General features: G+C 29.1%; 29 protein-coding genes. 19 read left to right on the top strand and 10 right to left on the bottom strand.

Annotation, left to right across the window (positions count from 1 at the left end; translation table 11 throughout):
- The first annotated feature begins 55 nt into the window (after positions 1 to 55).
- Positions 56 to 607 (top strand): biotin transporter BioY, encoded by a 552-nt coding sequence (locus tag ACTTA4_RS00420; RefSeq protein ID WP_440633060.1) that lies wholly within the window; start codon positions 56 to 58, stop codon positions 605 to 607.
- On the opposite strand, the gene ACTTA4_RS00425 is transcribed toward ACTTA4_RS00420, so the two are convergent.
- Complete coding sequence (locus ACTTA4_RS00425) at positions 600 to 1,163, bottom strand: ActR/PrrA/RegA family redox response regulator transcription factor (protein ID WP_440613721.1); 564 nt, start codon at positions 1,161 to 1,163, stop codon at positions 600 to 602. The genes ACTTA4_RS00420 and ACTTA4_RS00425 overlap by 8 nt on opposite strands.
- A 164-nt stretch (positions 1,164 to 1,327) precedes the next feature.
- Between ACTTA4_RS00425 and ACTTA4_RS00430 the strand changes: the two genes are divergently transcribed.
- Genes ACTTA4_RS00430 through speB form a run of 3 tightly spaced genes read left to right on the top strand, consistent with a single transcriptional unit; the run spans position 1,328 to position 4,433 of the window.
- Positions 1,328 to 2,512: a type III PLP-dependent enzyme gene (locus ACTTA4_RS00430; RefSeq protein ID WP_440613720.1), complete on the top strand. Its 1,185-nt coding sequence runs from the start codon at positions 1,328 to 1,330 to the stop codon at positions 2,510 to 2,512.
- Entirely contained in the window at positions 2,512 to 3,555 is a 1,044-nt protein-coding gene (locus ACTTA4_RS00435; protein WP_440633061.1) for a 1,9-bis(guanidino)-5-aza-nonane synthase, read from the top strand. The genes ACTTA4_RS00430 and ACTTA4_RS00435 overlap by 1 nt, the downstream gene beginning before the upstream one ends.
- A 2-nt stretch (positions 3,556 to 3,557) precedes the next feature.
- Positions 3,558 to 4,433, top strand: a complete 876-nt coding sequence (gene speB, locus ACTTA4_RS00440) for an agmatinase (RefSeq protein ID WP_440633062.1) — start codon at positions 3,558 to 3,560, stop codon at positions 4,431 to 4,433.
- Here the strand turns inward: speB and ACTTA4_RS00445 are convergent.
- From ACTTA4_RS00445 to ACTTA4_RS00460, 4 genes are read right to left on the bottom strand one after another with little or no spacing between them, the layout of a single operon-like run.
- Positions 4,430 to 4,984: a queuosine precursor transporter gene (locus ACTTA4_RS00445; RefSeq protein WP_440633063.1), complete on the bottom strand. Its 555-nt coding sequence runs from the start codon at positions 4,982 to 4,984 to the stop codon at positions 4,430 to 4,432. The genes speB and ACTTA4_RS00445 overlap by 4 nt on opposite strands.
- Positions 4,984 to 5,295 (bottom strand): 50S ribosomal protein L28, encoded by a 312-nt coding sequence (gene rpmB / locus ACTTA4_RS00450; RefSeq protein ID WP_075506505.1) that lies wholly within the window; start codon positions 5,293 to 5,295, stop codon positions 4,984 to 4,986. The genes ACTTA4_RS00445 and rpmB overlap by 1 nt, the downstream gene beginning before the upstream one ends.
- 52 nt (positions 5,296 to 5,347) lie before the next feature.
- Positions 5,348 to 6,400 (bottom strand): quinone-dependent dihydroorotate dehydrogenase, encoded by a 1,053-nt coding sequence (locus ACTTA4_RS00455; RefSeq protein WP_440633064.1) that lies wholly within the window; start codon positions 6,398 to 6,400, stop codon positions 5,348 to 5,350.
- Entirely contained in the window at positions 6,400 to 7,962 is a 1,563-nt protein-coding gene (locus ACTTA4_RS00460) for a lysine--tRNA ligase (RefSeq protein WP_440633065.1), read from the bottom strand. The genes ACTTA4_RS00455 and ACTTA4_RS00460 overlap by 1 nt, the downstream gene beginning before the upstream one ends.
- A gap of 86 nt (positions 7,963 to 8,048) precedes the next feature.
- Here ACTTA4_RS00460 and ACTTA4_RS00465 point away from each other — a divergent pair, with 86 nt between their 5' ends.
- The 3 genes from ACTTA4_RS00465 to ACTTA4_RS00475 are packed head-to-tail and all read left to right on the top strand — an operon-like array spanning position 8,049 to position 11,600.
- Positions 8,049 to 9,488, top strand: coding sequence for a TrkH family potassium uptake protein (locus ACTTA4_RS00465; RefSeq protein WP_440633066.1), 1,440 nt, complete (start codon positions 8,049 to 8,051; stop codon positions 9,486 to 9,488).
- A 2-nt stretch (positions 9,489 to 9,490) separates the two neighbouring features.
- Complete coding sequence (locus ACTTA4_RS00470; RefSeq protein WP_440633067.1) at positions 9,491 to 10,867, top strand: AmpG family muropeptide MFS transporter; 1,377 nt, start codon at positions 9,491 to 9,493, stop codon at positions 10,865 to 10,867.
- A complete protein-coding gene (locus tag ACTTA4_RS00475) occupies positions 10,857 to 11,600 on the top strand; it encodes a C40 family peptidase (protein ID WP_440633068.1) in 744 nt (247 codons plus the stop codon). The genes ACTTA4_RS00470 and ACTTA4_RS00475 overlap by 11 nt, the downstream gene beginning before the upstream one ends.
- Here ACTTA4_RS00475 and ACTTA4_RS00480 read toward each other — a convergent pair.
- A complete protein-coding gene (locus ACTTA4_RS00480) occupies positions 11,597 to 12,493 on the bottom strand; it encodes a prephenate dehydrogenase (protein ID WP_440633069.1) in 897 nt (298 codons plus the stop codon). The two genes, ACTTA4_RS00475 and ACTTA4_RS00480, sit on opposite strands and share 4 nt — an antisense overlap.
- Positions 12,494 to 13,576, bottom strand: coding sequence for a histidinol-phosphate transaminase (gene hisC / locus ACTTA4_RS00485; protein ID WP_440633070.1), 1,083 nt, complete (start codon positions 13,574 to 13,576; stop codon positions 12,494 to 12,496).
- 192 nt (positions 13,577 to 13,768) lie between these two features.
- Between hisC and metX the strand changes: the two genes are divergently transcribed.
- The 12 genes from metX (at position 13,769) to ACTTA4_RS00545 (ending at position 22,798) form a co-directional block, all read left to right on the top strand.
- Complete coding sequence (metX, locus tag ACTTA4_RS00490) at positions 13,769 to 14,899, top strand: homoserine O-acetyltransferase MetX (RefSeq protein ID WP_440633071.1); 1,131 nt, start codon at positions 13,769 to 13,771, stop codon at positions 14,897 to 14,899.
- The gene (metW, locus tag ACTTA4_RS00495; RefSeq protein ID WP_262589873.1) at positions 14,889 to 15,485 is read left to right on the top strand and encodes a methionine biosynthesis protein MetW; all 597 of its coding nucleotides are present in this window, start codon (positions 14,889 to 14,891) and stop codon (positions 15,483 to 15,485) included. Before metX ends, metW begins: the two co-directional genes overlap by 11 nt.
- Positions 15,486 to 16,205: a hydroxyacylglutathione hydrolase gene (gene gloB, locus ACTTA4_RS00500; RefSeq protein ID WP_262589875.1), complete on the top strand. Its 720-nt coding sequence runs from the start codon at positions 15,486 to 15,488 to the stop codon at positions 16,203 to 16,205.
- A 66-nt stretch (positions 16,206 to 16,271) separates the two neighbouring features.
- Complete coding sequence (gene rplU / locus ACTTA4_RS00505; protein ID WP_440633072.1) at positions 16,272 to 16,670, top strand: 50S ribosomal protein L21; 399 nt, start codon at positions 16,272 to 16,274, stop codon at positions 16,668 to 16,670.
- A gap of 14 nt (positions 16,671 to 16,684) precedes the next feature.
- On the top strand, positions 16,685 to 16,939 hold the full coding sequence (rpmA, locus tag ACTTA4_RS00510) for a 50S ribosomal protein L27 (RefSeq protein WP_075506491.1): 255 nt from the start codon (positions 16,685 to 16,687) through the stop codon (positions 16,937 to 16,939).
- 26 nt (positions 16,940 to 16,965) lie between these two features.
- Positions 16,966 to 17,949, top strand: coding sequence for an Obg family GTPase CgtA (gene cgtA, locus ACTTA4_RS00515; protein ID WP_262589877.1), 984 nt, complete (start codon positions 16,966 to 16,968; stop codon positions 17,947 to 17,949).
- Positions 17,939 to 19,045 carry a glutamate 5-kinase gene (proB, locus tag ACTTA4_RS00520; RefSeq protein ID WP_440633073.1) on the top strand — a complete coding sequence of 369 codons (1,107 nt, stop codon included), beginning with the start codon at positions 17,939 to 17,941 and terminating at the stop codon, positions 19,043 to 19,045. The genes cgtA and proB overlap by 11 nt, the downstream gene beginning before the upstream one ends.
- The gene (locus tag ACTTA4_RS00525) at positions 19,046 to 20,296 is read left to right on the top strand and encodes a glutamate-5-semialdehyde dehydrogenase (RefSeq protein WP_440633074.1); all 1,251 of its coding nucleotides are present in this window, start codon (positions 19,046 to 19,048) and stop codon (positions 20,294 to 20,296) included.
- Positions 20,292 to 20,819: a nicotinate (nicotinamide) nucleotide adenylyltransferase gene (gene nadD, locus ACTTA4_RS00530; protein ID WP_440633387.1), complete on the top strand. Its 528-nt coding sequence runs from the start codon at positions 20,292 to 20,294 to the stop codon at positions 20,817 to 20,819. The genes ACTTA4_RS00525 and nadD overlap by 5 nt, the downstream gene beginning before the upstream one ends.
- Before the next feature lie 17 nt (positions 20,820 to 20,836).
- Positions 20,837 to 21,187: a ribosome silencing factor gene (gene rsfS, locus ACTTA4_RS00535; RefSeq protein ID WP_075506496.1), complete on the top strand. Its 351-nt coding sequence runs from the start codon at positions 20,837 to 20,839 to the stop codon at positions 21,185 to 21,187.
- Positions 21,184 to 22,320, top strand: coding sequence for a S41 family peptidase (locus ACTTA4_RS00540; RefSeq protein ID WP_440633075.1), 1,137 nt, complete (start codon positions 21,184 to 21,186; stop codon positions 22,318 to 22,320). The genes rsfS and ACTTA4_RS00540 overlap by 4 nt, the downstream gene beginning before the upstream one ends.
- Position 22,321: 1 nt before the next feature.
- Positions 22,322 to 22,798: an RNA pyrophosphohydrolase gene (locus tag ACTTA4_RS00545; RefSeq protein ID WP_440633076.1), complete on the top strand. Its 477-nt coding sequence runs from the start codon at positions 22,322 to 22,324 to the stop codon at positions 22,796 to 22,798.
- On the opposite strand, the gene atpC is transcribed toward ACTTA4_RS00545, so the two are convergent.
- Genes atpC through ACTTA4_RS00560 form a run of 3 tightly spaced genes read right to left on the bottom strand, consistent with a single transcriptional unit; the run spans position 22,791 to position 25,476 of the window.
- Positions 22,791 to 23,183 carry an ATP synthase F1 subunit epsilon gene (gene atpC, locus ACTTA4_RS00550; RefSeq protein WP_440633077.1) on the bottom strand — a complete coding sequence of 131 codons (393 nt, stop codon included), beginning with the start codon at positions 23,181 to 23,183 and terminating at the stop codon, positions 22,791 to 22,793. The genes ACTTA4_RS00545 and atpC overlap by 8 nt on opposite strands.
- Positions 23,183 to 24,601 (bottom strand): F0F1 ATP synthase subunit beta, encoded by a 1,419-nt coding sequence (atpD, locus tag ACTTA4_RS00555; protein WP_262589885.1) that lies wholly within the window; start codon positions 24,599 to 24,601, stop codon positions 23,183 to 23,185. The genes atpC and atpD overlap by 1 nt, the downstream gene beginning before the upstream one ends.
- Positions 24,602 to 24,603: 2 nt before the next feature.
- Complete coding sequence (locus ACTTA4_RS00560; protein WP_075506072.1) at positions 24,604 to 25,476, bottom strand: F0F1 ATP synthase subunit gamma; 873 nt, start codon at positions 25,474 to 25,476, stop codon at positions 24,604 to 24,606.
- Positions 25,477 to 25,479: the final 3 nt, after the last annotated feature.

Below are 25,479 nucleotides of genomic sequence, written 5' to 3' on the forward strand. Positions count from 1 at the left end.
AACCTTTAAGCTAATATAGCTAGATTATTTTTTATATTTTGAGTATTATTTTACTATGGAACTTACAAAAAACTTAACACAAACAAAAATTATAAAATCTTTGTTAGCTGTGATTCTGGGTTCAATTGCTTTAACTATCTCTGCAAAAATTAAAATTCCATTTTATCCAGTTCCAATGACAATGCAGACATTTGTTGTTTTATTCTTAGGTGTAAGCCTAGGTTATAAAATTGGATTAGCTTCTGTAGGTTTATATTTATTAGAGGGGATTGCGGGATTACCTGTATTTTCAAACTCCCCAGAAAAAGGAATTGGTATAGTCTATTTTACTGGTCCAACGATGGGATATTTAATTGGTTTTTTAACTGCTTGTTATTTAGCCTCAAAAATTAATACAAAAGATAGTTTTATAATTATTCTAACTAAATTAGTTATTGCAACATCTACAATCTATATCTTGGGTTTAATATGGCTGGGTACTCTGATTGGTTGGGATAAACCGATATTTTCACTTGGTGCAAAACCATTTTTATTAGCAGAACTATTTAAAATTATTATTTTAGCTTTAGCCGCTAAACGAATAATTAAAATAAGAAATATTATCTAGGGGATCTTTTAGATAGAATTCTTTGAAGAGTTCTTCTGTGCATCTTCAATCTTCGAGCTGTTTCAGAAACATTCCTATTACATAATTCAAATACTCTATGAATATGTTCCCATTTAACTCTATCTGCTGACATTGGATTTTCTGGTGGTGCAGCCTTTTTAGCTGGATCTGCCAACAATGCTTTTTCTACATCTTCTGCATCTGCTGGTTTTGCTAAGTAATCAATTGCACCTTCTTTAATAGCTGCAACTGCAGTGGGAATATTTCCATAACCCGTGAGCATTATAATTCTACTATCATTATTAGAAGATTGAATCTCCTTAACGACCTCAAGGCCATTACCGTCTCCAAGTCTTAAGTCCACAACTGCAAAACCTGGTTTTTTACTTTTAACGGATTCAACTCCCTTTTGTACACTCTCAGCTTGAAAAACTTCAAAACCTTTTTTTTCCATAGCTCTTGCCAATCTTTCTCTAAAAGGATTGTCATCATCTACTATTAAAAGCGACTTATTTTCGAAATCGCTTAGATTTTGTAATTTGGCTTCATTTTTCATCAACCTTATATGGGGTCAAAATCTGATATTACAATATATGAAAATTGCGCAAATCAGCCTTGAATTATTTGCTTTACATTGCCTGTGTTTACATTATATGGCTCAAATTATTAAAGTTTTATTAAAAACTTTTTTTTATTAAATTTTTTTTGGAGGCATATGAAATGCAAAAATTTAAGTCAGTTGAAGAACTTATAAATCAACTGAAACCTGAAAAGCCTGTTTATTGTATTAGGAAGAAATCCATAGAGTCTTCAGTTAAATTTTTCTTAGATAAGTTCCCTGGAAAAATTTTATATGCAGTTAAAACAAACCCACATCCCGAAGTTATTCAAACAATTTTAAACACAGGTGTAAACCAATTTGATGTTGCCTCAATTGAAGAAATTAAAGCTATAAGAAAACTTACTCAAAATGCAAAATGTTCTTATATGCATACTGTAAAAAGTAGAGAAAGTATCAAAGAGGCCTATTTTAATTATGGTGTAAAAACTTTCTCATTAGACACAAAAGAAGAGTTAATCAAAATTATTGAAAGTACAAATAATGCAAAAGATTTAGAATTATTTGTAAGAGTTGCTGTTTCAAATGAGCATGCTGAAATTGATTTATCTAAAAAATTTGGAGCACTAACATCTGAAGCTGTAGGATTACTAAGATTAGTAAAACAATATGCAAAAAAAATTGGATTAAGTTTCCATGTTGGATCGCAGTGTATGCATCCAATTTCATATGCTAAAGGTATAAATGAGATTGGAAATATAATTAAAAAAACAAAAATAATCCCTGATACAATAAATGTTGGTGGAGGATTTCCAACAATTTATCCAGATTTAATTCCGCAATCATTAGATGAATACTTCAATGAAATTAAAAAAAGTTTGTCTAATTTAAAATTAGAGAAGTTGCCGGAGATAATTTGTGAACCAGGAAGAGCATTAGTTGCGGAAAGTGGTTCAACAATAGTTAAAGTTAATTTAAGAAAAAAACAAAAACTTTATATAAACGATGGAACATATGGAACCCTATTTGATGCAGGAACACCTAACATAGTTTATCCATCTAAAATGATTAAAGAAAATTCAAATAAAATAATTTCAAAAAAATTGACTGCTTTTGATTTCTTTGGTCCTACTTGCGATAGCATGGATTATATGAAAGGACCTTTTCTATTACCAAATAATATTAAGGAAAATGATTACATAGAGCTTGGTCAACTTGGAGCATATGGATTAACTTTTAGAACACAATTCAATGGTTACTATTCAGATGAAATTTATGAAGTTGAAGATAAACCAATAATGTCAATGTATGAAAAAGACGTTAACAGCGCTCATATGGTTGCTTAATGTCAGACCAAAAAAATCCAGGACATAACAGTAAAAGAGATTTTTTAAAAAATCCTGTCGAACATATAGATATTACTTCATTTGACTCTAGAACAATTATTTCTTCAATGGAGAAAATGTCGTTTGTATCTAGAGAAACTGCAAATGCAGCGAACATTTACAACGAAATGCTTAAAGATAAGGAATGTACAATTTTTCTTACTTTAGCAGGATCAACATCTGCAGCAGGATGTATGAATATTTATAAAGATCTTGTTAAATATAATATGGTTGATGCAATTGTAGCAACAGGGGCATCAATTGTAGATATGGATTTTTTTGAAGCTCTTGGATTTAAACATTATCAAGGATCTCAATTTCAAGATGATACTGAATTAAGAGACAACTATATTGATAGAATTTACGACACATATATCGACGAAGAAGAGCTTCAAATGTGTGATAAAATTATTTGCGAAATAGCAGATACTTTAGAACCAAGAAGTTATACTTCGAGAGAGTTTATTTTAGAAATGGGAAAATATTTAAAAAAAAATTCAAAAAAGAAAGACTCTTTAATTGAAACAGCTTACGATAATAATGTTCCAATTTTTTGTCCAGCTTTCACAGATTCAAGCGCAGGTTTTGGTCTTGTAATGCATCAAGAAAAAAATCCAAAAAAACATATGACTATAGACTCAGTTAGAGAATTTAGAGAACTAACTGAAATTAAAATCAAATCAAAAGGTTCTGGTTTATTTATGATTGGTGGAGGAGTTCCTAAAAATTTTATTCAAGACACTGTTATTTGTGCTGAGCTTCTTGGTAAAAATGTAGATATGCATAAGTATGCTGTACAAATTACAGTTGCTGATAGTAGAGATGGTGCATGTAGTAGTTCTACTTTAAAAGAAGCAAGTTCTTGGGGTAAAGTGGATATCACTAAAGAGCAAATGGTATTTGCTGAAGCAACAAGTGTATTACCATTAATAGCTAGCGATGCTTACCACAAAGGTGAGTGGAAAAATAGAGAACGAAAAAACTTCTCAAAATTATTTATATAAAATTGAAATATTTATCAAACAAACATGGTTTCTTAGGAATTGATAATACATTCAACTTCAAAGAAAAAGTAGTAGTCGTTCCATTTGGACTTGAAAAAACAGTTAGTTATGGTGGTGGAACAAAAAATGGACCAAAAGAAATTATCAAAGCTTCTCACCAAGTTGAACTTTATGATGAGGAACTAAATTGTGAACCTTACAAAAAAATAGGTATCAAGACATTAAAACCATTTAAAATTGATAAAAATATCAAAGTAGCATTAAATAAAATTTCTAAAATCAATGGTAAAATTTTAGATAAAAAACTATTTCCAATGACTTTTGGTGGTGAACATTCAATTACACCAGGATGCATTGTTCCTTTTACAAAAAAATATAAAAATATTTGTCTTTTACATTTCGATGCGCACGCAGATTTACGTGAAAGTTATAATGGTGAAAAATTTTCACATGCATCGGCAATAAGAAGATGTTTAGATTATAAAAATGTATCTTTAATTTCTTTTGGAATTAGAAATATATCAGAAAGTGAGATTCCATTTTTAAAAAAAAATTTAAATAGAATAGATATCTTCTGGGCAAAAGATAAAAAGAAATGGAATTTAAATAAATTTAAAAAATTAATAAAAAATAAGACTGTTTACTTAACGTTTGATGTCGACGGATTAGATTCAAGTATTATGCCTGCTACTGGAACACCTGAACCAGGTGGATTGTTGTGGGATGAGACATTAGAGATAATTAGAATTGCTGCAAAAAATTCAAATATAGTTGGAGCTGACATTAATGAACTTTCTCCAATTAAAGGATTTAACTCATATAATTTTCTTGTTGCTAAATTAGCTTATAAAATTTTATCTTATAAATTTTTATATTAGACTTTAATAGGCTTAAATATTTTTAATAACATTCTAAATGGTATTAACATTATTAATGCTACTAGTATTTTAACACCCAAATCACCCAAAGATAAAGTAACCCAAGGAACTCCTGTTCCATAAAATGATATTGAGAAAAATAAAAAAGTATCAATAGTTGAACCAATTAATGATGAAGTTAGAGGTGCAACAAACCACTGTTTTTTTCTTAAACGATCAAATATTTGAATATCAAGCAATTGGGCTGTAAGGAAAGCCACTCCTGATCCAACTGCAATTCTAACAGAAATTAAATCTTCGAAGTTTGTTGAAAAAAATAAAGTAAAAATAATTCCTATAAAAAAACCAAAATAAACTATTTTTCTCGCAATTATCTTTCCATAAGATCTATTTGCTAAATCGGTTATCAAAAAAGCTACAGGATAACTAAAAGCTCCATAAGTAAGAATTTCATTTAATCCATAATAATTTATTGGAAATTGAACAAGATAGTTTGATGACAAAACAACCAAACCCATCATTAGAGATAGGCCGATAAAAAATTTATTCATTAAGCAGATTTAGCTACTGGCTTTTTTTTATATGGTGATTTTAATAAAATAACTTTTTTAAGTTTTTTTAATCTTGGTGATATATTTTTATTTTTTACAGTTTTTAAGAATTCGTCAAAACTTCCCTTTTTATCAACTGATCTTACTCCTGAATTGCTAACTGTTAATTTTAAACTTCTTCCAGCTAGCTCACTTGTAAATTTTACTTTTTTCAAATTAGGTAAGAATCTTCTTTTAGTCTTATTGTTAGCATGACTAACATTATGACCCTTCATTGGAATTTTACCGGTTAGTTCGCATTTTTTTGACATAATTTCACTGCCTATATAAGGGGAGATATTAAGGGCGTCAAGTTTATTAAAATTAAGAAAGAGTTTTATTTCCAACGATTTCTGAAATATTTTTCACTCCATCTCTAAGAAGTAATTCTTTTAGCTCTTTTTTAATGTTTGCAGCAATGTTTGGTCCTTGAAATACCATCCCTGTATATAACTGAATATAATCTGCCCCTGACAAAAATTTATCATGTGCAGACTTTCCAGAATCAATACCTCCTACCCCAATTATTTTAATTCTACCATTTAACAATTTAAAGAATTTATTAATGAGTAAATTTGATTTTTGTTCAATTGGCTTTCCTGACAACCCTCCTTTTTGGTGTCGTTGAATATTTTTTAAATCATCTCTAGTACTTTCTGATGTATTTGAAATAATTATTGCAGATATATCATTTTCCAAAAGGATCTCTGATATTAATTCTATTTGCTTTAAATCAATATCTGGAGAAATTTTAACTACAATTGGAATTTTGGTTTTCAATTCATTTTTTTTATCTTTAATTGATTTTAATAATTCTTTTAATTTATTTTCATCATGAAAATTTCTTAGATTTTCAGTATTTGGAGATGAAATATTAATTGTAATATAATCAGCAACTTCATGAAATTTTTCTAATCCAATTAAATAATCATTCAATCGATTATCAGAATCTTTATTTGGTCCAACATTTACTCCAAGTATTCCATTTTTTTTATTTGATTTTATTCTATTTAAAATAGTTTCAGATCCTTGATTGTTAAATCCCAATCTATTAATTAATGCTTGATCTTCAACTAATCTAAATACTCTTGGCTTTTCATTACCATATTGTTTTAAAGGAGTAACAGTTCCAACTTCAACAAAACCAAATCCTAATTTAAACAAAGGATTGTAAACCTCTGCATTTTTATCAAAACCAGCTGCTATTCCTATTGGGTTGCTTAAATCTTTGCCAAATATTTGTGTTTTAAAAATAGGATTATTTTTATTTTCATCAAATACATTTGATACCAAATTAAATTTTAAAGATTGAATTGCTAGAGTATGGGCTTTTTCTGGATCTAATTTGAAAATTAAAGATCTTAAATTTGAATACATTATTTGAGTTTACTCATTATAAGGTCTTTTGTTTCATTAACACCAAAAAAACTTATAAAAAATCCCATTCTTGGTCCATTTTCATCACCAAAAACCACCTCATAAATAAGTTTAAACCAATCTCTTAAATTTTCAGCATAACCATTTTCTTTTCCAGTAGAATAAATCAAAGTTTGAATTTCCTCTGGTGGCATCTGATCATTACATTTTTCTAAGGTTGAAATTAAAGCCACAAGAGCTTTTTTTTCATCTTCAGAAGGTGTTTTGTATTTTTTTTGAGACTTAATTACATCATTAAAATATCTAATTGCGTAACCTACTAATCCATCAAAAATAGGAAAGTTAGTTTCTTGAATATTGGGTTTGTATTTTTTTACAAATTTCCATAATAAATCTTTACTATCTGCATTACTTGTTTCGACTAAATTCAATAACATTGAAAAACTCATAATCATGTCTTCTTTTGGAATACTCCCATTGTGGACATGCCACACTGGATTCATCACTAATTGCTGCTCTGTCTGCTTTTTAGATTTTTCAATGTTATCCAAATATTCATCTACTGCTTTTGGAACTATTTCTTTATAAAGTTTTTTAGCTCTTTTTGGATTTTGATACATATATAGAGATAAACTTTCTGGTGAAGCATACTTCAACCATTGATCAATAGTTATTCCATTACCTTTAGATTTTGAAATTTTCTCACCTTTTTCATCTAGAAAAAGTTCATATGCAAATCCTGATGGATTCTTTTTACCCAATAAATTAATGATTTTTGTAGATAAAATTGCACTTTCAATCAAATCCTTACCATACATTTCAAAATCAACATCTAAAGCAAACCATCTCATTGCCCAATCTACTTTCCACTGTAATTTACAATTACCATCTAAAATACTACTCTCTAATTTTTTACCTTTATTATCGAATATTATTTTAGAATTAGACTGATCAATTTCTAAAACAGGTATCTCCAAAACATGACCTGAGTCAGGACATACTGGTAAAAAGGGACTGTATGTTTTTTGCCTTTCTTTCCCAAGTGTTGGTAAAATAATATTCATTATTCCTTCATAATTTTCTAAAATGATTTTCAAAGTAGGATTAAAAAATCCTGCCTTGTACAAAGATGTGGAACTTTTAAAATTATATTTAAAATTAAAACTGTTTAAAAAATCCTTCAGCATTTCATTATTATGTTCTCCAAAACTATTAAATTTTTGAAAAGGATCAGGTACTTGCGTTAAAGGTTTGTGAAGGTTTTGTTGCAATAATTCTTGGTTAGGAACATTATCTGGAACTTTTCTTAAGCCATCCATGTCATCTGAAAATGTAATAATTTCTGTTGGTAAATCTGTGAGTTGATTAAGTGCATTTACCATCATTGAAGTTCGTGCAACTTCTCCAAAAGTTCCTATGTGAGGTAATCCACTTGGACCATATCCAGTTTGGAGAGTAATCTTACCTTTTTTTTCAATAAAAGCTTTTCTTTCACGAAGCATTTTTTTAGCTTCAACAAAAGGCCAAGCACTTGTCTTTTCTAGGACATCTTTTTTAATCATGATTGCTCTTTTTAACCTTAAACTAGTGATTATATTAATTCTTATAGAGTTGAAATTTATTTACCATAAAATATTGTTCTTTCAAAATGTCTAATTACAAAACTGTTTTTTTTACGCTTGGAATTCTGCAAATAATATTGGGTGTATCAATGTTCATCCCAATTATAGTACAATTCTTTTACTCAGAGATAGACTCTTCTTTCTTTGGCTCATCTATTGTGACCATAATCTTTGGAACTTTATTTTTTTTATCAAATTTAGATCACGATAAAAAACTTAATCTACAACAAGCTTTCTTATTAACTGCACTATCTTGGATTAGTATTGCAGTATTTGGATCCTTACCGTTTGTATTCTCTAGTATTGAACTTTCAATTACAGACTCTTTTTTTGAAAGTATGTCAGGAATTACTACAACTGGATCTACAATAATTTCAGATTTAGAGAACGCACCAAAAGGTCTTCTTTTATGGAGAGCTCTTTTACAATGGCTAGGTGGAATTGGAATAATTGTAATGGCGATTACTTTAATGCCTATAATGAATGTTGGGGGTATGCAATTATTTAAAATTTCAAGTAATGACTCTTCAGAAAAAATACTCCCTAAGTCAAAAGAAATAGCACTTAGATTAATTTATATTTACTCAGGATTAACAGGCCTTTGTGCAATCACTTATTGGATATTTGGTATGGGTAAATTTGACAGCTTAACCCACTCAATGACTACAATTGCTACTGGAGGATTTTCTAACTACAACGAGTCAATTGGATACTTTAATAGTTTGCCAATTGAAATTTCATCAATGTTTTTTATTATATTGGGAAGTATTCCTTTTATTGCTTACATTAAATTTATAAGTGGAAACAAAAAAATTTTTTTAAATGATATTCAAATCAAAACTTTTTTAAAAATTATAATATTCACTGTTATAATTTTATCTATTTACTTATTATTTTCTAACCAAGAAAACTTTAGTTTAAGATCAATATTTTTTAATACTATATCAATCCTGAGTGGTACTGGTTATGTAAACGCAGAATTTGATAGATGGGGTAGTTTTCCTATAACCCTGTTTCTTGCACTGATGTTTATAGGTGGATGTGCAGGATCTACAGCTTGTGGTGTAAAAATATTTAGAATTCAAATTCTTTATCTATTTATTCTAAATCAATTAAAAAAAATAATTTATCCTAAAGGGGTATTTGTAATTAAGTATGATCAAAGTGCAGTTGATGAAAAGTTTATAGCTTCAATTATTTCATTTATTTACTTTTATATCGTAATATTTTTTATTCTTACTGCATTGTTATCCTTAACTGGTTTAGATTTTATTACTGCTATCTCAGGTGCAGCTACATCTATTTCAAATGTTGGACCTGGTCTTGGTCCAATAATTGGCCCAAATGGAGATTTTTCATCATTGCCTGATCTTTCTAAGTGGATTCTAACAGTTGGTATGATTTTAGGTAGACTTGAGCTGTTTGCGATATTAGTATTGTTCTTACCATCATTTTGGAAAAATTAGTTATGTCTGAAATAAAAAAAACATCCTGGTTAGAATCCATTTCAGTTTACAAAGATATCCGAATGCTAAGAATTTTATTACTTGGTGCAATCAGTGGATTTCCATGGGTTTTGATTGCTAGTAGTTTAAGTCTTTGGTTAAAGGAAGAAGGATTAAGTAGATCTACTATCGGATGGGCAGGACTTATTTTTGGAGTTTATGCTTTTAATTATCTTTGGGCACCAATTATAGATAGAATTCAAATTCCTTTCCTAACTAAAAAATTAGGTCACCGAAGAGGATGGATTGTTTTAATGCAATTAGTAATTCTAATAAGTTTACTAGTTTGGAGTATTATAAACCCTACAGAAAACTTAGCGTTAATAATTACAGTTGGATTAATCATCGCTATAGCATCAGCAACTCAAGACATAACGGTAGATGCATTAAGAATTGAACAAATTAATGAAAATGAGGGAAAATCAATGGCAGCAGGTGCTGCAATGGCTGTGGTTGGTTGGTGGACAGGTTATAAATTAGGTGGTGTAGTTGCTTTATTTACTGCGGAGTTCTTTGAAAATATTGGTATCCAAGATTACTGGCAAGCAACTTTTTTAATATTAGGTGTTCTAATTATTTTAATGAATATTGCTCTGATGTTTGTTCATGAACCAGTAGAAACTGACAGACAATCAAAGCAAAAGGAAACTGATAATCTAATTAAAGGTAAACTAGGATCTAACAATATTATTACAACCTTTGTTGCCTATATAACTGGAACAATTGGTGGGCCCATTATTAGCTTCTTTAAAAAAAATGGTTTTGCCATAGCTGCAGGAATTTTAGGGTTTGTTTTTTTGTTCAAAATTGGAGAGGCATTCATGGGTAGAATGTCGATTGTATTTTATAAAGAAATAGGCTTTTCAAAAGGACAAATAGCAATCTATTCAAAAGGATTGGGTTGGATCACAACCGTCGTATTTACTTTAATTGGTGGCGTAATGGCCATGAGGGCTGGAACTATAAAAACTATGTTCTTTGCAGGAGGTTTAATGGCGGTTACAAATCTGTTATTTGCTGTCTTAGCATGGACTGGTAAATCTGAACTATTATTTGCAATAGCAGTTATTGCTGACGATATTACTGCAGCTTTTGCAACTGTTGCATTTGTAGCATTTATATCTTTACTGGTTGATAGAACATACACAGCAACACAATACGCATTACTTGCATCTATAGGGACTGCTGGAAGAACAACTTTAGCATCATCATCAGGAGCTTTAGTAGATTGGTTAAATGGAGATTGGGGAACATTTTTTGTCTTAACAACTATTATGGTTATTCCTTCACTAATATGCCTATGGATGATAAAAAATAAAATTAAAATTGGTGCAAAATAAATTTTATTTTACAGGTAGTTTTTCTAATATTTATAAAAAACCTTCTAAATTTTCAGAAGTAACCTCACAAATATTGTATGGAGAAAAATTTAAAATTTTATCTAAAACTAAAAATTGGATAAAAATAAAATCTAGTTTTGATAATTATACTGGGTACATTCAAAATAAAAATTATTCAAAAGAATTTAAAGCTAATTATAAGGTAAGTAGCTTAAAAGCAAATATCTATAAAAAACCAAATTTAAAAACTAATATTTATCTATCTCTTGGATCAAAGTTGTCAGTTAAAGAAACTAATAAAAATTTTGCCAGAATTGATAAAAATGAATGGATTAAAAAAAAAGATATAAAAAAAATAAATTATAAAGAAAAAAACTTCATTAAAATTTTTAAAAAATTTTTGAATATAAAATATATCTGGGGTGGAAAAAGTTACAGGGGAATAGATTGCTCAGCCCTATTACAAATATTTTATTATTATAATAATAAGTTTTTTCCTCGAGATACCAAAGATCAAATTAAATATTTAAAAGGAAACATAAAAAGAAATTATCAAAAGGGAGATATCATTTTTTGGAAAGGGCATGTCGCAATGTGTTTAAATTCCAAGCAATTAATACATGCATATGGACCTGAAAAGAAAGTATTGATCATGCCTATAATTAAGACAATTAGAAGAATTGAAAATACAGCAAAACTTAAAGTTAAAAAAATAGCTAAAATTAAAATTTAGCTTCTTCCAAAATCTGGCTTATTAATATCTTGTTTGAGTTTGATTATTTTTGATCTGACTTTTTTAGTTTCAGTAAGCTTGTTAATAATAGATTTATTATTTTTTGAATTAATATCAGATTTAAATGATTTTAAATTTTTAATAAATAAATCAATAGCATTTGAAATATTTTTATTGTTATTGAAAAAAATATCTCGCCACATAATCTCATTAGAAGCTGCTATTCTTGAAAAATCTCTTAGTCCTCCTGCACTATATTTGATTAAATCATAGCTTTGTTTTTTCTCGAAATCTTGAGCTGACTTAACTAAATTATATGCAATTAAGTGAGGCAAATGACTAGTTATTGAAAAAATTTTGTCATGTTTTTCTGCTGACATGATTGTTACTTTTGATCCAATCTTCTCCCAAAATTTTTTCAGAAAATTTAAATTTTTTTTAATTGTATTTTTTTCTTTAATTAAAATACACCATCTACCCTCGAACATGTTGCTCTTTCCGTGCTGTGGTCCACTTACTTCAGAACCAGCAATTGGGTGACTGGAAGTCCATGCAATTCCTTTTTTTAAAAATTTTTTTATTATTTTTGATGATTCAATTTTTGAAGAACCAACATCAGTAATTAATGTGTTAGGAGAAATATAATTATTTATTTTCATAATAATATTTTTGTATTCACTCATAGGTGTACAAAAAATAATAAAATTAGATTTTGTTACAGCTTCTTTTAATGAACTAACTACTTTTCCAGGTAATTTAAGATTTTTAATTCTTGATATATTCTTTTTTGACTTTTCATAAATATATACCTTATCTGCTAATTTATTTTTGTGTATAGATCTTAAAACTGAAGATCCAAGTAAACCACAACCTATGATTAAAATATTTTTCATTTAATTAAAAATCTTTCTCACTGCATTCATGAATATTAAATTTTCTCTAGATGAGCCAATAGTTAATCTCAATTTGTTTTTAATATGATAACCATCTTCAGTAGATCTTAATATAATTCCTTTATTTTTTAATTTTTGGTAAAGAAAATTTGCTGAATATTTACAGTCATCAAAATTTAATAGTAAAAAATTTGCTGATACATCGTTTGAAAAAATATTATATTTTTCGAGAAATTTTTTTAGTCTATTTGCATAATTTAAATTATGTCTAATTGACTTTTGAATGAATTGCTTATCCTTCAATGACTCTGCGGCCGCAACTTGAGCCAAACCATTTACATTAAAAGGTGGTTTAATTACATTTAACGCTCTAATTATTTGTTTCGATCCATGTCCCCAGCCAATTCTTAATGAGGCCAAGCCAAACATTTTAGAAAATGTTCGTAATATAAATACGTTGTCTTTATTTTTAAATAATTCTAAACCAGAGCTGTAATCATCATTTTTCATATATTCTGAGTACGCGTCATCAATTACTAATAAAATATTTCTATTCAACTTTCTTCTAAGTTCTAATGTCTCTTTTTTAGTTAAATATGTTCCTGTTGGATTGTTTGGATTTGCAATAAAAACTATTTTGGTTTTCTTAGATACTTTTTTCAATATTTCTTCAATTGAAACTTTAAAATTATTTTCTTTTGCAAATACAACTTTTGCACCAACAATTTTTGCATAAATCCTGTACATTAAAAAACTATATTGAGGAACAATCACTTCATCCTTTGGATGTAGATATAATTGACATAACATTTGAATTACCTCGTCAGAACCTGCTCCACATATTATTTTATCGAAATTGCATTTATATGCTTTAGATATTGCCATTTTAAGATTAGTGGATTTTCCATCTGGATATTTATCTAATACTAAATTTTTTTGAGATATTACTTTTTTTGCTAACGGGCTCATCCCTAAAGCAGACTCATTAGCTGACAATTTAATGACCTTATTAATTTTGTTAATTTTAGATTTGCCAGGCTTATAAGCTTCTATGTTAAATTTTTTAAATTTAGGTGTGCTCATTTTTTTTATTTTTATGAGCTCTTTATAGATAAAAAAACAAATATTTATAGAGAATATGATCTTATTTTAAAAAATTGACATAAATTACAAGTTCTTGTACAAAATTTATGCGCTGATTTAACTGAATTGCGAGCGCTTAAAAAAAACCGCTAAAATAGTTTTTTTTCTCACAATTCATCTAAAGGCCTTAAAATGAATACAGAAAAAAATATTAATACATTAATTATAAAGAAACCTCTTAAATTGGATTGTGGTAAAACTATAAACAATTTTCCAATTGCATTCGAAACTTATGGGTCTTTAAATGAGAATAAAGACAATGCTATATTAGTATTTCATGCACTAACTGGAGATCAATTTGTAACTGGTTTAAATCCTGTTACTAAAAAAGACGGTTGGTGGAGTTTTGCTGTAGGTCCAGACAAAGCAATAGATACCAATAAATATTTTGTTATTTGTTCAAATGTAATTGGTGGATGTATGGGATCTTATGGACCAAGCCATAAAGATCCTGAAACACAGAAAACTTTTGGAACTGATTTTCCAGTTATTACAATTAATGACATGGTGAATGCACAATATAATTTACTTGAACACTTTGGAATTGATAAACTATTTGCAATTACCGGAGGTTCCATGGGAGGTATGCAAGTTCTTCAATTTATCACCAACTTTCCTGATAAAGCTAAAACTGTTATACCCATTGCTACAACCTCAAGTCATTCAGCACAAAATATTGCTTTTAATGAACTAGGAAGACAAGCAATCACTGCTGACAGCGATTGGAAAGATGGAAATTATGAAGCTAATAATACCAACCCAGGTAAAGGGCTTGCTGTTGCAAGAATGGCAGCTCATATAACTTATCTCTCAAAAAAAGGTTTGCAGGAAAAGTTTGGGAGAAAATTGCAAGAAAGAGAAGATTTGAAATTTGGTTTTGATGCAGATTTTCAAATTGAGAGTTATTTGAGATACCAAGGATCTGTGTTTGTAGATAGATTTGATGCAAACAGTTACCTCTACATAACTAGGGCTATGGATTATTTTGATTTAGTTAAACAATTTAATGGAAATTTGTCTGATGCATTTAAAAATACAAAAGCTAAATTTTTTGTTATTTCTTTTACTTCTGATTGGCTTTATCCAACCCAAGAAAATAAAGATATTGTTATAGCTTTAAATTCTATTGGAGCAGATGTTGGTTTTGTAGAAATTGTATCTGATAAAGGTCACGACTCTTTTTTATTAGATGTACCCGATTTTTTAAATGCTCTGAAGAATTTCTTAGACAAATCTTATATAGAATTAAAAAATGAAAAATGAATTTAAAGTAATATCAGATTTAATTGAGGATAATAAAAAAGTTTTAGATGTAGGTTGTGCAGATGGAACTTTGATGCAATTTTTAAAAGAACATAAAAATATAAATGTAAGAGGGCTAGAAATTTCTAAGGAAAAAGTACAAGAATGTATTGCAAAAGGATTAACTGTAATAGAAGGTAACGCAGAGAAAGATTTAAAACAATTTCCTGATAAATCGTTTGACTATGTGGTATTGAGTCAAACACTCCAAGCATTTTTAAGCCCTGAAATTGTTTTAGATGAACTTTTAAGAGTTGGAAAAAAAGCAATTGTAACGATACCAAATTTTGGTAATTGGCAAGTTAGATTGCATCTATTATTTAAGGGCACAATGCCAATAACAAAATCTTTACCAGAACAATGGCACAGTACACCTAATTTACATATGTGCACAATTAAAGATTTTGTAAATTTTATAAAATTTAAAGAAATTAAAATGATAAAAACTTTAGCTTTAAATAGTAACAACACTTCAAATATAACAAATAGTAATTTAGGAACTAAAAATTTATTTGCTGATCTTGGAATATTTTTAATAGAAAAATAAATGAAAGTTGAAATTATACCGTGCCTACAAGATAATTATAGTTATTTAATTATTGATAATGAAAAACAGGAAGCATGTGTTGTTGATCCAAGTGAAGCTAAACCAATAATCAATTACTTAAACGATAAAAATATTAAATTAAAATATATCTTAAATACTCATCATCATTATGATCATGTTGGGGGTAATACTGAATTAAAAAAAAAATTTGGATCTGTTGTTTTAGGATTTAATGGAGATGCAAAAAGGATACCAGAGATTGATATCTTGTTAAAAGATAATGAAATTTGGAATAGCGGAAATTTTAAAGCTAAAATTATTCATATCCCTGGACACACAACAGGACATATTTGTTTTTATTTTTTTGAAGAAAACTTACTATTCACCGGAGATACTCTCTTCTCACTTGGATGTGGTAGAATTTTTGAGGGTACATATGAACAAATGTATAACTCTTTAAGTAAATTAAAATCTTTACCTAAAGAAACAAAAATCTATTGTGGCCATGAATATACTTTAAATAATTCAAAATTCTGCTTGAAACATGATTCTGAAAACTCTTCTTTGTTAAAGAAAATAGAATTTATAAAACAACAAAGAAATAATAATTTACCTACTATTCCATCAACCTTACAAGATGAAATTGATTGTAATATTTTTTTAAGAGCTAATGACCTAAAATCCTTTTCAAAATTAAGGGATTTAAAGGATAATTTCTAACTAATTCAGCTTGACTATAGGCTTCCGGTAACTATATTGCGGTTACTTAAATTTAATATTCATACTATGTCATACGCAGTAATAAAAACAGGTGGTAAACAGTACAAAGTTAAATCTGGTGAGATATTAAAAATTGAAAAGTTACCAGATTCAAAGCCTGAGACTAAGATAGAATTTAATGAAATCCTAGCATATGGGGATGATAAAAATATTGAGGTTGGAACTCCTAATGTTGAAGGTGCTAAGGTAGAGGCAGATTTAATTAAAAATAGTAAAAATAGAACAATTCTAATTTTCAAAAAAAGAAGAAGACAAAATTCAAGAAGAAAAAATGGACACAGACAACAATTTTCTTTGATTAGAATTAACAAAATTTTTTCAAAAGATGGTAAAGTATTATCTGAAGCTGAAAAAATTAAACCAGCTCCCAAAAAAGAAGAAGTTAAGGAAGCTGCAAGTAAATAGTTATTAGGTAAATTATGGCAACAAAAAAAGCAGGTGGATCATCGAGAAACGGACGAGATAGTGCTGGTCGAAGACTTGGTGTTAAAAAATACGGTGGAGAAACTGTAATACCTGGAAATATAATTGTTAGACAAAGAGGAACAAAAATTTTTCCTGGCGAAAATGTTGGAATGGGAAAAGATCATTCAATTTTTTCTGTTATCAAAGGTAAAGTTGTATTCAAAAAATCTAAATTAGATAGAACTTACGTTTCAGTAAAACCCAATTAATAGTACAACCAAGAAAATGTTGTATTATGAAATTTCTCGATCAAGTTAAAATTTATATTAAGGCTGGAAACGGCGGTGACGGTTCACCAAGTTTTAGAAGAGAAAAGTATGTTGAGTTTGGAGGACCTGATGGAGGTGATGGAGGCAGGGGTGGCTCTATCATTTTAAAATCAGAAGAAAACTTAAACACTTTAATTGATTACAGATATCAACAACATCATAAAGCTCAGCGTGGAGAGAATGGTTCTGGTCAAAATCGAACAGGTAAAAGTGGTGATGATTTGGTTTTAAAAGTTCCTCTTGGAACCCAGGTATTTGAAGAAGATAACAAAACTCTATTATTTGATTTTAACAAAAAAGGAGAAGAGTACATTGCAGCTAATGGTGGCAAAGGTGGTTTGGGAAATACTAGATTTAAAAGTTCTACAAACAGAGCTCCAAGAAAATTTACAAAAGGAACTTTGGGAGAAGAGTTTACAATTTGGTTACAACTTAAAACAATAGCTGATATCGGAATTATCGGATTACCTAACGCAGGAAAATCAAGTTTGTTGGCAGCACTCACAAACGCAAATCCTAAAATTGCTAATTATAAATTTACAACACTTAATCCTAACTTAGGTGTTGCTAGCTATGATGATAAAGAAATCACAATAGCCGATATACCAGGATTAGTAGAAGGTGCTCATGAAGGTGTTGGACTTGGGATACAGTTTTTAAAACATATAGAAAGATGCAAATCTTTATTACATTTAATTGATATTACTAATCTTGATCTTAAGGAATCTTATGATCAGGTTAAAAATGAACTTAAAAATTACAGTTCTAAAATGCTTGAAAAGAGAGAGTTAATTGTGTTTAACAAAATAGATTTAATTGATGAAGACACAGCTAAAGATGTAATTGATGATTTCTCTAAAGATAAAAATTGTGAGATAATGACTATGACAACTTTAAATAAAGAGTCGGTTTCAAAAATTAAGGCAAAATTATTATCCTATGTATCTTAAAAACTCGAAAATTATTGTTATTAAAATTGGTTCATCTTTATTAGTTGATGAAAATAAAAAAATTAGAAAAAAATGGCTTTCAAGCTTTGCGAGGGACATCAAAAAACTAAAAGATAAAAATCAAAAAGTAGTCATTGTTAGTTCAGGTGCTATCGCTCTTGGATGTAAAAAAATGAATTTTAACAAAAAAAATATTAAGTTAGATAAAAGTCAAGCAATTGCCTCTATTGGCCAAATTGAACTAATGAATTTATTCTCTCAGACCTTCTCAAAATTCAAATTAAATATTTCACAAATTTTGTTGACTCTAGAAGATACGGAGGAACGAAGAAGATCCTTAAATGCCAAAAGAACATTCGAAAATTTATTCGAACTTGGATTTATCCCAGTTGTTAATGAGAATGATACAATTGCAACAACTGAAATAAAATATGGAGATAATGATAGATTGGCATCTAGAGTAGCTCAAATTACAAACGCCGATACATTAATTTTACTTTCAGATGTAGATGGCCTTTTTACAAAAAATCCAAAAGTAAATAAAGACGCTAAACTAATAAAAATAGTAAATGATATAAACAAAGACTTAAAAGAAATTAATATCAAAGGAATTAATGAATATGGAAGTGGAGGGATGCAAACAAAAATTGAAGCTGCTAAAATTTGTCAATTAGCTGGCAGCAGTATGATTATTGCAAACGGACTGTATTCAAATCCTATTTCAAAAATTATTGAAAAAAATAATTGTACATGGTTCAGCCCAAAGGTCTCTAAACTTCATGCTAGAAAAAAATGGATAATTAGCTCAATTGCACCTAAAGGAAATATTGTAATTGATGATGGAGCCAAAAAAGCGTTAAAGCTTGGAAAAAGTTTACTGGCTGCAGGTATTAAAAATGTATCAGGAAGATTTAACAAAGGTGATCATATAAAAGTTTTAGATAAAAAAAATAATGAATGTGCTAGGGGTTTAAGTTCTTTTTCTTCTGATGAAGTAAAAAAAATTATGGGACACCATTCGAATGAAATTCAAAAATTACTTGGTTATGTTGCAAAATCTGAAGTTATTCATAAAGATGATATGGTAGAAGTATAAATGAATAATTATATGAATTTAATCGGTAAAAGAGCAAGAAAAGCAAGTCAATATAAAATAGACACAAAAGTTAAAAATAGTGTTTTAGCCTCCTATGCCAAAATGCTTGACGAAAACAAAGTTTTAATAATTAAAGAAAATACTAAAGATATTAATTATGCAAAAAAAATAGGATTAAAAGAAAATTTAATTAATAGACTTCATTTAAATGAGAAAAAAATAAACGACATCAGAAATTCTATTATTAGTATTATTAGATTTAAAGATCCCATTAATCATGTTCTAGAAAAGTGGAAAAGACCTAATGGATTAAGTATTAGTAGAGTATCAATTCCAATAGGAGTTATTGGTGTAATTTATGAAAGTAGGCCAAATGTTACATCAGATGTTGCGGGTTTATGTTTCAAATCAGGTAATGCAGTAATCTTAAGAGGAGGTTCTGAGGCAATCAATTCAAATAGAATTTTATCAAAACTTTTTAGAAAAGCGCTCAAAAAAAATAAAGTAGATGAAAACTTTATACAATTTATAGACTCTAAAAACAGAAAGATGGTTGATGTAATGCTTTCCAAAATGAAAGAATATATTGATGTTATAATTCCACGTGGTGGAAAAAATCTTGTAAGAAAAGTTCAAGAACTTTCTAAGGTTCCTATAATTGGTCATCTTGAGGGTATTTGCCATACATATGTCGACAAAGACGCTGAATTAAAGATGGCAAATAGAGTTGTTACTAACGCAAAATTAAGAAACACCAGCATATGTGGGGCGACTGAAACCATTATTCTACATAAAAATATTGTTAAAAAATTTAGCAATACAATCCTGGGCAATTTAGAGAAAAATGGTTGTAAAATTTATGGAGAAAAGACTTTGGCTAAATTTTATAAGGGTAAAATTTTTAAAGCTACTGAAAAAGATTGGTCTACAGAATATTTAAGCTCAGCAGTTTCTGTCAAAATAGTAAACAACCTCAGTGAAGCTATAAATCATATTAATAAGTATGGAACAATGCATACAGACTCAATAATTACAAAAAACAAAAAAACAGCTAATCAATTTCTAAAAGAAGTCAAAAGCTCTATTGCTATGCATAATACTTCAACTCAATTTGCAGATGGAGGTGAATTTGGGTTCGGAGGAGAAGTTGGAATTTCTACCAATGTACTACCACCAAGAGGGCCTGTAGGACTTAATCAACTTGTTTCATACAAATACCAAATTACAAGTAACGGTAAAATAAGAAATTAATTTGAAATCAAATAAGACAAAAATAGGAATTTTAGGAGGATCATTTGATCCTGCACATAAAGGTCATCTAGCTATTTCAAAAGAAGCAAAAAAAAGATTTGAGCTTAAAAATATTATTTGGGCAATAACAAAAAAAAATCCTTTTAAAAACCAGAGCAAAACCTCAGTTACTGAAAGAATAAAATTCTGCAAAAAAATTATTGGTAACAATTCATTTATAAAAGTGAGATTTTACGAAAATAAAATTAATTCAAATAAAACAATTGATTTAATTAATCATTTAAAAAAAAATAAAAATATTGAAATCTATTTTTTAATGGGAGCAGATAACTTAATAAATTTTCACAAATGGTATAAATCAAAATCTATTTCACAAAAGTGTAATATTTTAGTTTTCGATAGACATGGCTACAAAAAAAACTCTTTAAAATCAAAGACATTTAGGGCTATCGGTAATACCACCCTCAAATTCATAGAGTTTAATAAAGTCAACATTTCATCTTCTCAATTAAGAAAAATTTGATAGTCTAAATTTAATTAATGGATAAAATTTCAGATCTCAAAGAAATTGTAATCACCACATTAGATCTTAACAAAGCTGAAGACATAGTAACTATTGATCTAAAAGATAAAAGTTCGATGGCAGATTATATGATAATAGCAAGCGGTACATCATCTAGACATATACAGTCTTTATCTGAACAAGTGTTAGAAAAACTTAAAGATAATGGAATTAAAGACTCTAAAATTGAGGGTAAAGAAAGTGGTGAATGGAAATTGGTAGACGGTATAGATCTAATCGTTCATATTTTTCATCCAGAGAAAAGAAAATTTTATGAATTAGAAAAAATCTGGTCAGAATTTATTCCTAAAGAAAAAGTAATGATATGAAAATAATTAAATATTACTCAATTATTTTGTTATCATTTTTTTATTTAAGTTCAGCAAACTCTTCTGAAGTAGATATTTACAAAAAAATAGATTTATTTGGTGAGGTTTTAGAAAAAATAAATAGAGAATATATTGATGAGATCAATCAATCTGAGAGCATGGACTCTGCTATCAATGGCTTACTTCAATCTTTAGACCCTTATTCCTCTTATATGTCTCCTGAAATTCTGGAGGAAATGCAAACTGAAACTAGCGGTGAATTTGGTGGCCTTGGAATTGAGGTAAGTATGGAAGCAGGAGTTGTTAAAGTTATTTCACCTATTGACGACACACCAGCGTCAAAAGCTGGATTAAAAGCTGGTGATTACATTGTGAAAATTAATGATACCCAAGTTCAAGGGAAATCTCTAAGTGAAGCTGTTGATTTAATGCGAGGTCCAGTAGGTTCAAGTATAGAGTTAACAGTTAGACGAAGAGGAGAAAAAAAAGCATTAACATTTAATATCACTAGAGAAATAATTGAAATTCAATCAGTTAAGTCAGAGTTATTAGAGGAAAATATTGGCTATATTAGATTAACTTCATTTAATGAAAACAGTAGTGATCAAATAGAAAAACAAATAAAGAAATTAAAAAAAAATAAAAATCTTAATTCATTTATTTTGGATTTAAGAAATAATCCAGGTGGATTACTAAACCAAGCAATAAGAATATCTGATTTCTTTTTAGAAAATGGTGAAATTGTCTCCACTAAAAGTAGAAAAAAATCTGATAATAGAAAATGGTTTGCAAAAAAAGGAGACATAACTGACGGAAAAACATTATTAGTACTGATAAATTATGGATCAGCTTCAGCATCAGAAATTGTTGCAGGAGCTTTAAAAGACCACAAAAGAGCAATTGTTGTAGGTGAGAACAGTTATGGCAAAGGTTCAGTTCAATCTATTATTCCTCTTAAAAATAGAGGTGCAATACGTTTAACTGTTGCAAAATATTATCTTCCATCTGGAAAATCTATATCTGAGGTTGGTGTACGTCCAGACATTGAAGTGAATGAGGAAGGTGATGATTTTAAAATAAGAACTGACACTGATAATCAACTAAATTACGCAATTAAATTACTCAACGGATAAAATGAAAAAAAATTTAGATAATCTTCCACTAAGAAGTGGAGTAGGAATTGTTGTGTTAAATAAAGAGAACAAAGTGTTTGTTGCCAAAAGAATAGATAACCCTAAAAATTTTTGGCAAATGCCTCAAGGTGGTGTAGATGAGGGTGAGGATTTTTTAAAAGCTGCTTACAGAGAACTTGAAGAAGAGACCAGTATTAAAAATGTTGAATTAATAAAAGAATTAGATGGGACTATAACTTATGAACTTCCAGATAGATTGCTTGGTTTGATTTGGAAAGGAAAGTACAGAGGTCAAAAACAAAAATGGTTTTTAATGAGATTTGTCGGGTCAGATAGTGAAATAAATATCAAAACTAAACACCCTGAGTTTTTAGAGTGGAAATGGATAGAGCTAGACAAAATCACAGACTTAGTGGTTGATTTTAAACTACACGTTTACAAAGAAGTTAAAGATAAAGTAAAAAAAATTCTTAATTAAGAGTTTTTAAAACTTCAATTTTTTGATCTACTAAATATTTAGCTTGATCATTAATATCTGACTTCCCTGCCTCTTCTTCAGCTTTTTTCAGTAAATCCTGTTGAACAGATTTATCCATATCAGACAAATTATAAATTGAGCTTGTTAGAATAGATAAATTATTATTTTTAAACTCTACTATACCATCCTCAACATAATAATTTTCATCACCAGATTTTGAACTTACTTTAATAATACCTGGTTTTAAAAATGAGATAATTGAAATGTGATCTTTTAATATCCCCATTTCTCCCTCAAAAGCAGGTACTACTACTTCCGATACATCTTCTTTAACTAAAAAAGATTTTTCGGGATTTACTATCTCAATTTTAAATTCTTCGCTCATTAAGCTGCAGCTTCTTTTTCCATTTTTTGAGCTTTTTCAATAGCCTCTTCAATTGTACCGACCATATAAAAAGCTGCTTCTGGCAAGTGATCATATTCACCCTTACAGATTGCATCAAATCCTTTGATTGTAGATTCAAGATCAACTAATTTTCCTGGTGAACCTGTAAATACTTCAGCAACAAAGAATGGTTGAGATAAAAATCTTTGAATCTTTCTTGCTCTTGCTACAACTAATTTATCTTCCTCAGACAATTCATCCATACCAAGGATAGCAATAATATCCTGAAGTGATTTATAAGATTGTAAAATTCTTTGTACATCTCTCGCAACTCTATAGTGCTCATCACCAACTATTCTTGGATCTAGAATTCTTGAAGTAGAATCTAATGGGTCTACTGCAGGATAAATACCAATTTCAGCTATTTGTCTTGAAAGTACAGTAGTAGCATCCAAGTGAGCAAATGATGTTGCAGGTGCTGGATCAGTCAAGTCATCAGCTGGAACATAAATCGCTTGCACAGAAGTAATTGATCCTTTGTTTGTTGTTGTAATTCTTTCTTGAAGATTACCCATATCAGTAGCTAATGTAGGCTGATATCCTACAGCTGAAGGAATTCTACCTAATAAAGCAGATACCTCTGAACCAGCTTGAGTAAATCTAAAAATATTATCAACGAAGAATAAAACGTCTTGTCCTTCTTGATCTCTAAAATATTCTGCAACTGTTAATCCAGTTAAAGCAACCCTTGCTCTTGCTCCTGGAGGTTCATTCATTTGTCCATAAACCAATGCAGCTTTAGAACCTGGGCCATCTTGCTTGATTACTCCAGATTCCATCATCTCATGGTAAAGATCATTCCCTTCTCTAGTTCTTTCTCCAACTCCAGCAAAAACTGAAAATCCACCATGTGCTTTTGCAACGTTGTTAATCAATTCCATAATTAAAACTGTCTTACCAACACCAGCACCTCCAAATAGTCCAATTTTTCCTCCTTTGGCATATGGTGCTAATAAGTCGATAACTTTAATACCAGTAACTAATATTTCAGTTTCAGTCGATTGATCATTAAATTCAGGTGCAGCTCTGTGAATAGGCCAGCTTTCTTTAGTTTTGACCTCACCTCTTTCGTCAATTGGCTCACCAATTACATTAATAATTCTACCTAGTGTTTCTGGTCCAACAGGTACCTGAATAGGAGCATTCGTATTTACAACTTCATCTCCTCTTTTTAATCCTTCAGTAGCATCCATTGCAATAGTTCTTACAGTAGTTTCTCCTAAGTGCTGAGCAACCTCTAAAACCAATCTATTGTCACCATTTTTACATTCTAATGCTGTTAAAATTTCCGGTAATTCTCCTTCAAATTTTACGTCTACTACCGCTCCAATAACTTGTGTGATTATTCCTTTGCTCATAATTATAAACTTTCTGCTCCTGATATGATTTCTATTAGTTCTTTAGTAATTGCTGCCTGACGACTTCTATTATATTCGATAGTAAGTTTGTCAACCATTTCACCTGCGTTTCGGGTTGCATTATCCATTGCACTCATTCTGGATCCTTGTTCGCTAGCTGAATTCTCTAACATTGCCTTAAATATTTGTGTTGAAATATTTTTTGGCAACAAATTGCTTAAAATTTCATCTTCATCTGGTTCAAATTCGTAACTTTCATCTGAACTATTTTCACTTCCCTCATCATTTAAAGGAATTATTTGTTGAGCCTGTGGGATTTGTGTAATTACATTTTTAAATTTATTGTAAAAAATTGTACAAACATCAAATTCACCTGCTTCAAATTTTTCAATAATAATTTTTCCTACTTTATCTGCATCAAAATAATTTGCATTTTTCGATTCTTTAAATGAAATATTTTCAATTATTTTGTCACCATAAATTCTCTTAAGCTGGTCATTGCCTTTTGAACCTACAGTGATAATTTTAAGCTCTTTATTCTCATCTAAAATTTTAGAAAAGTAACTTTTTGCTTTCTTAATTATGTTGGAATTAAACCCACCACATAGACCTCTATCTGATGTCATTACAACACAAAGATGAACTTTGTCTTGTCCTGTACCAGCTAATAACTTTGGTGCATTTTCTTTATCTGAAATTCCACTAGAAAGGTTTAAAATTACATTGTTCATTTTTTCTGAATAAGGTCGTCCTTTTTCAGCACTTTCTTGTGCTTTTCTTAATTTTGCAGCTGCAACCATTTTCATAGCCTTAGTAATCTTTTGTGTAGATTTTACACTGGCTATTCTTTTTTTTAGGTCGTCTAAACTTGCCATATC

The sequence above is a fragment of the Candidatus Pelagibacter sp. HIMB1485 genome (genome assembly GCF_052048055.1).
GTDB lineage: Bacteria > Pseudomonadota > Alphaproteobacteria > Pelagibacterales > Pelagibacteraceae > Pelagibacter.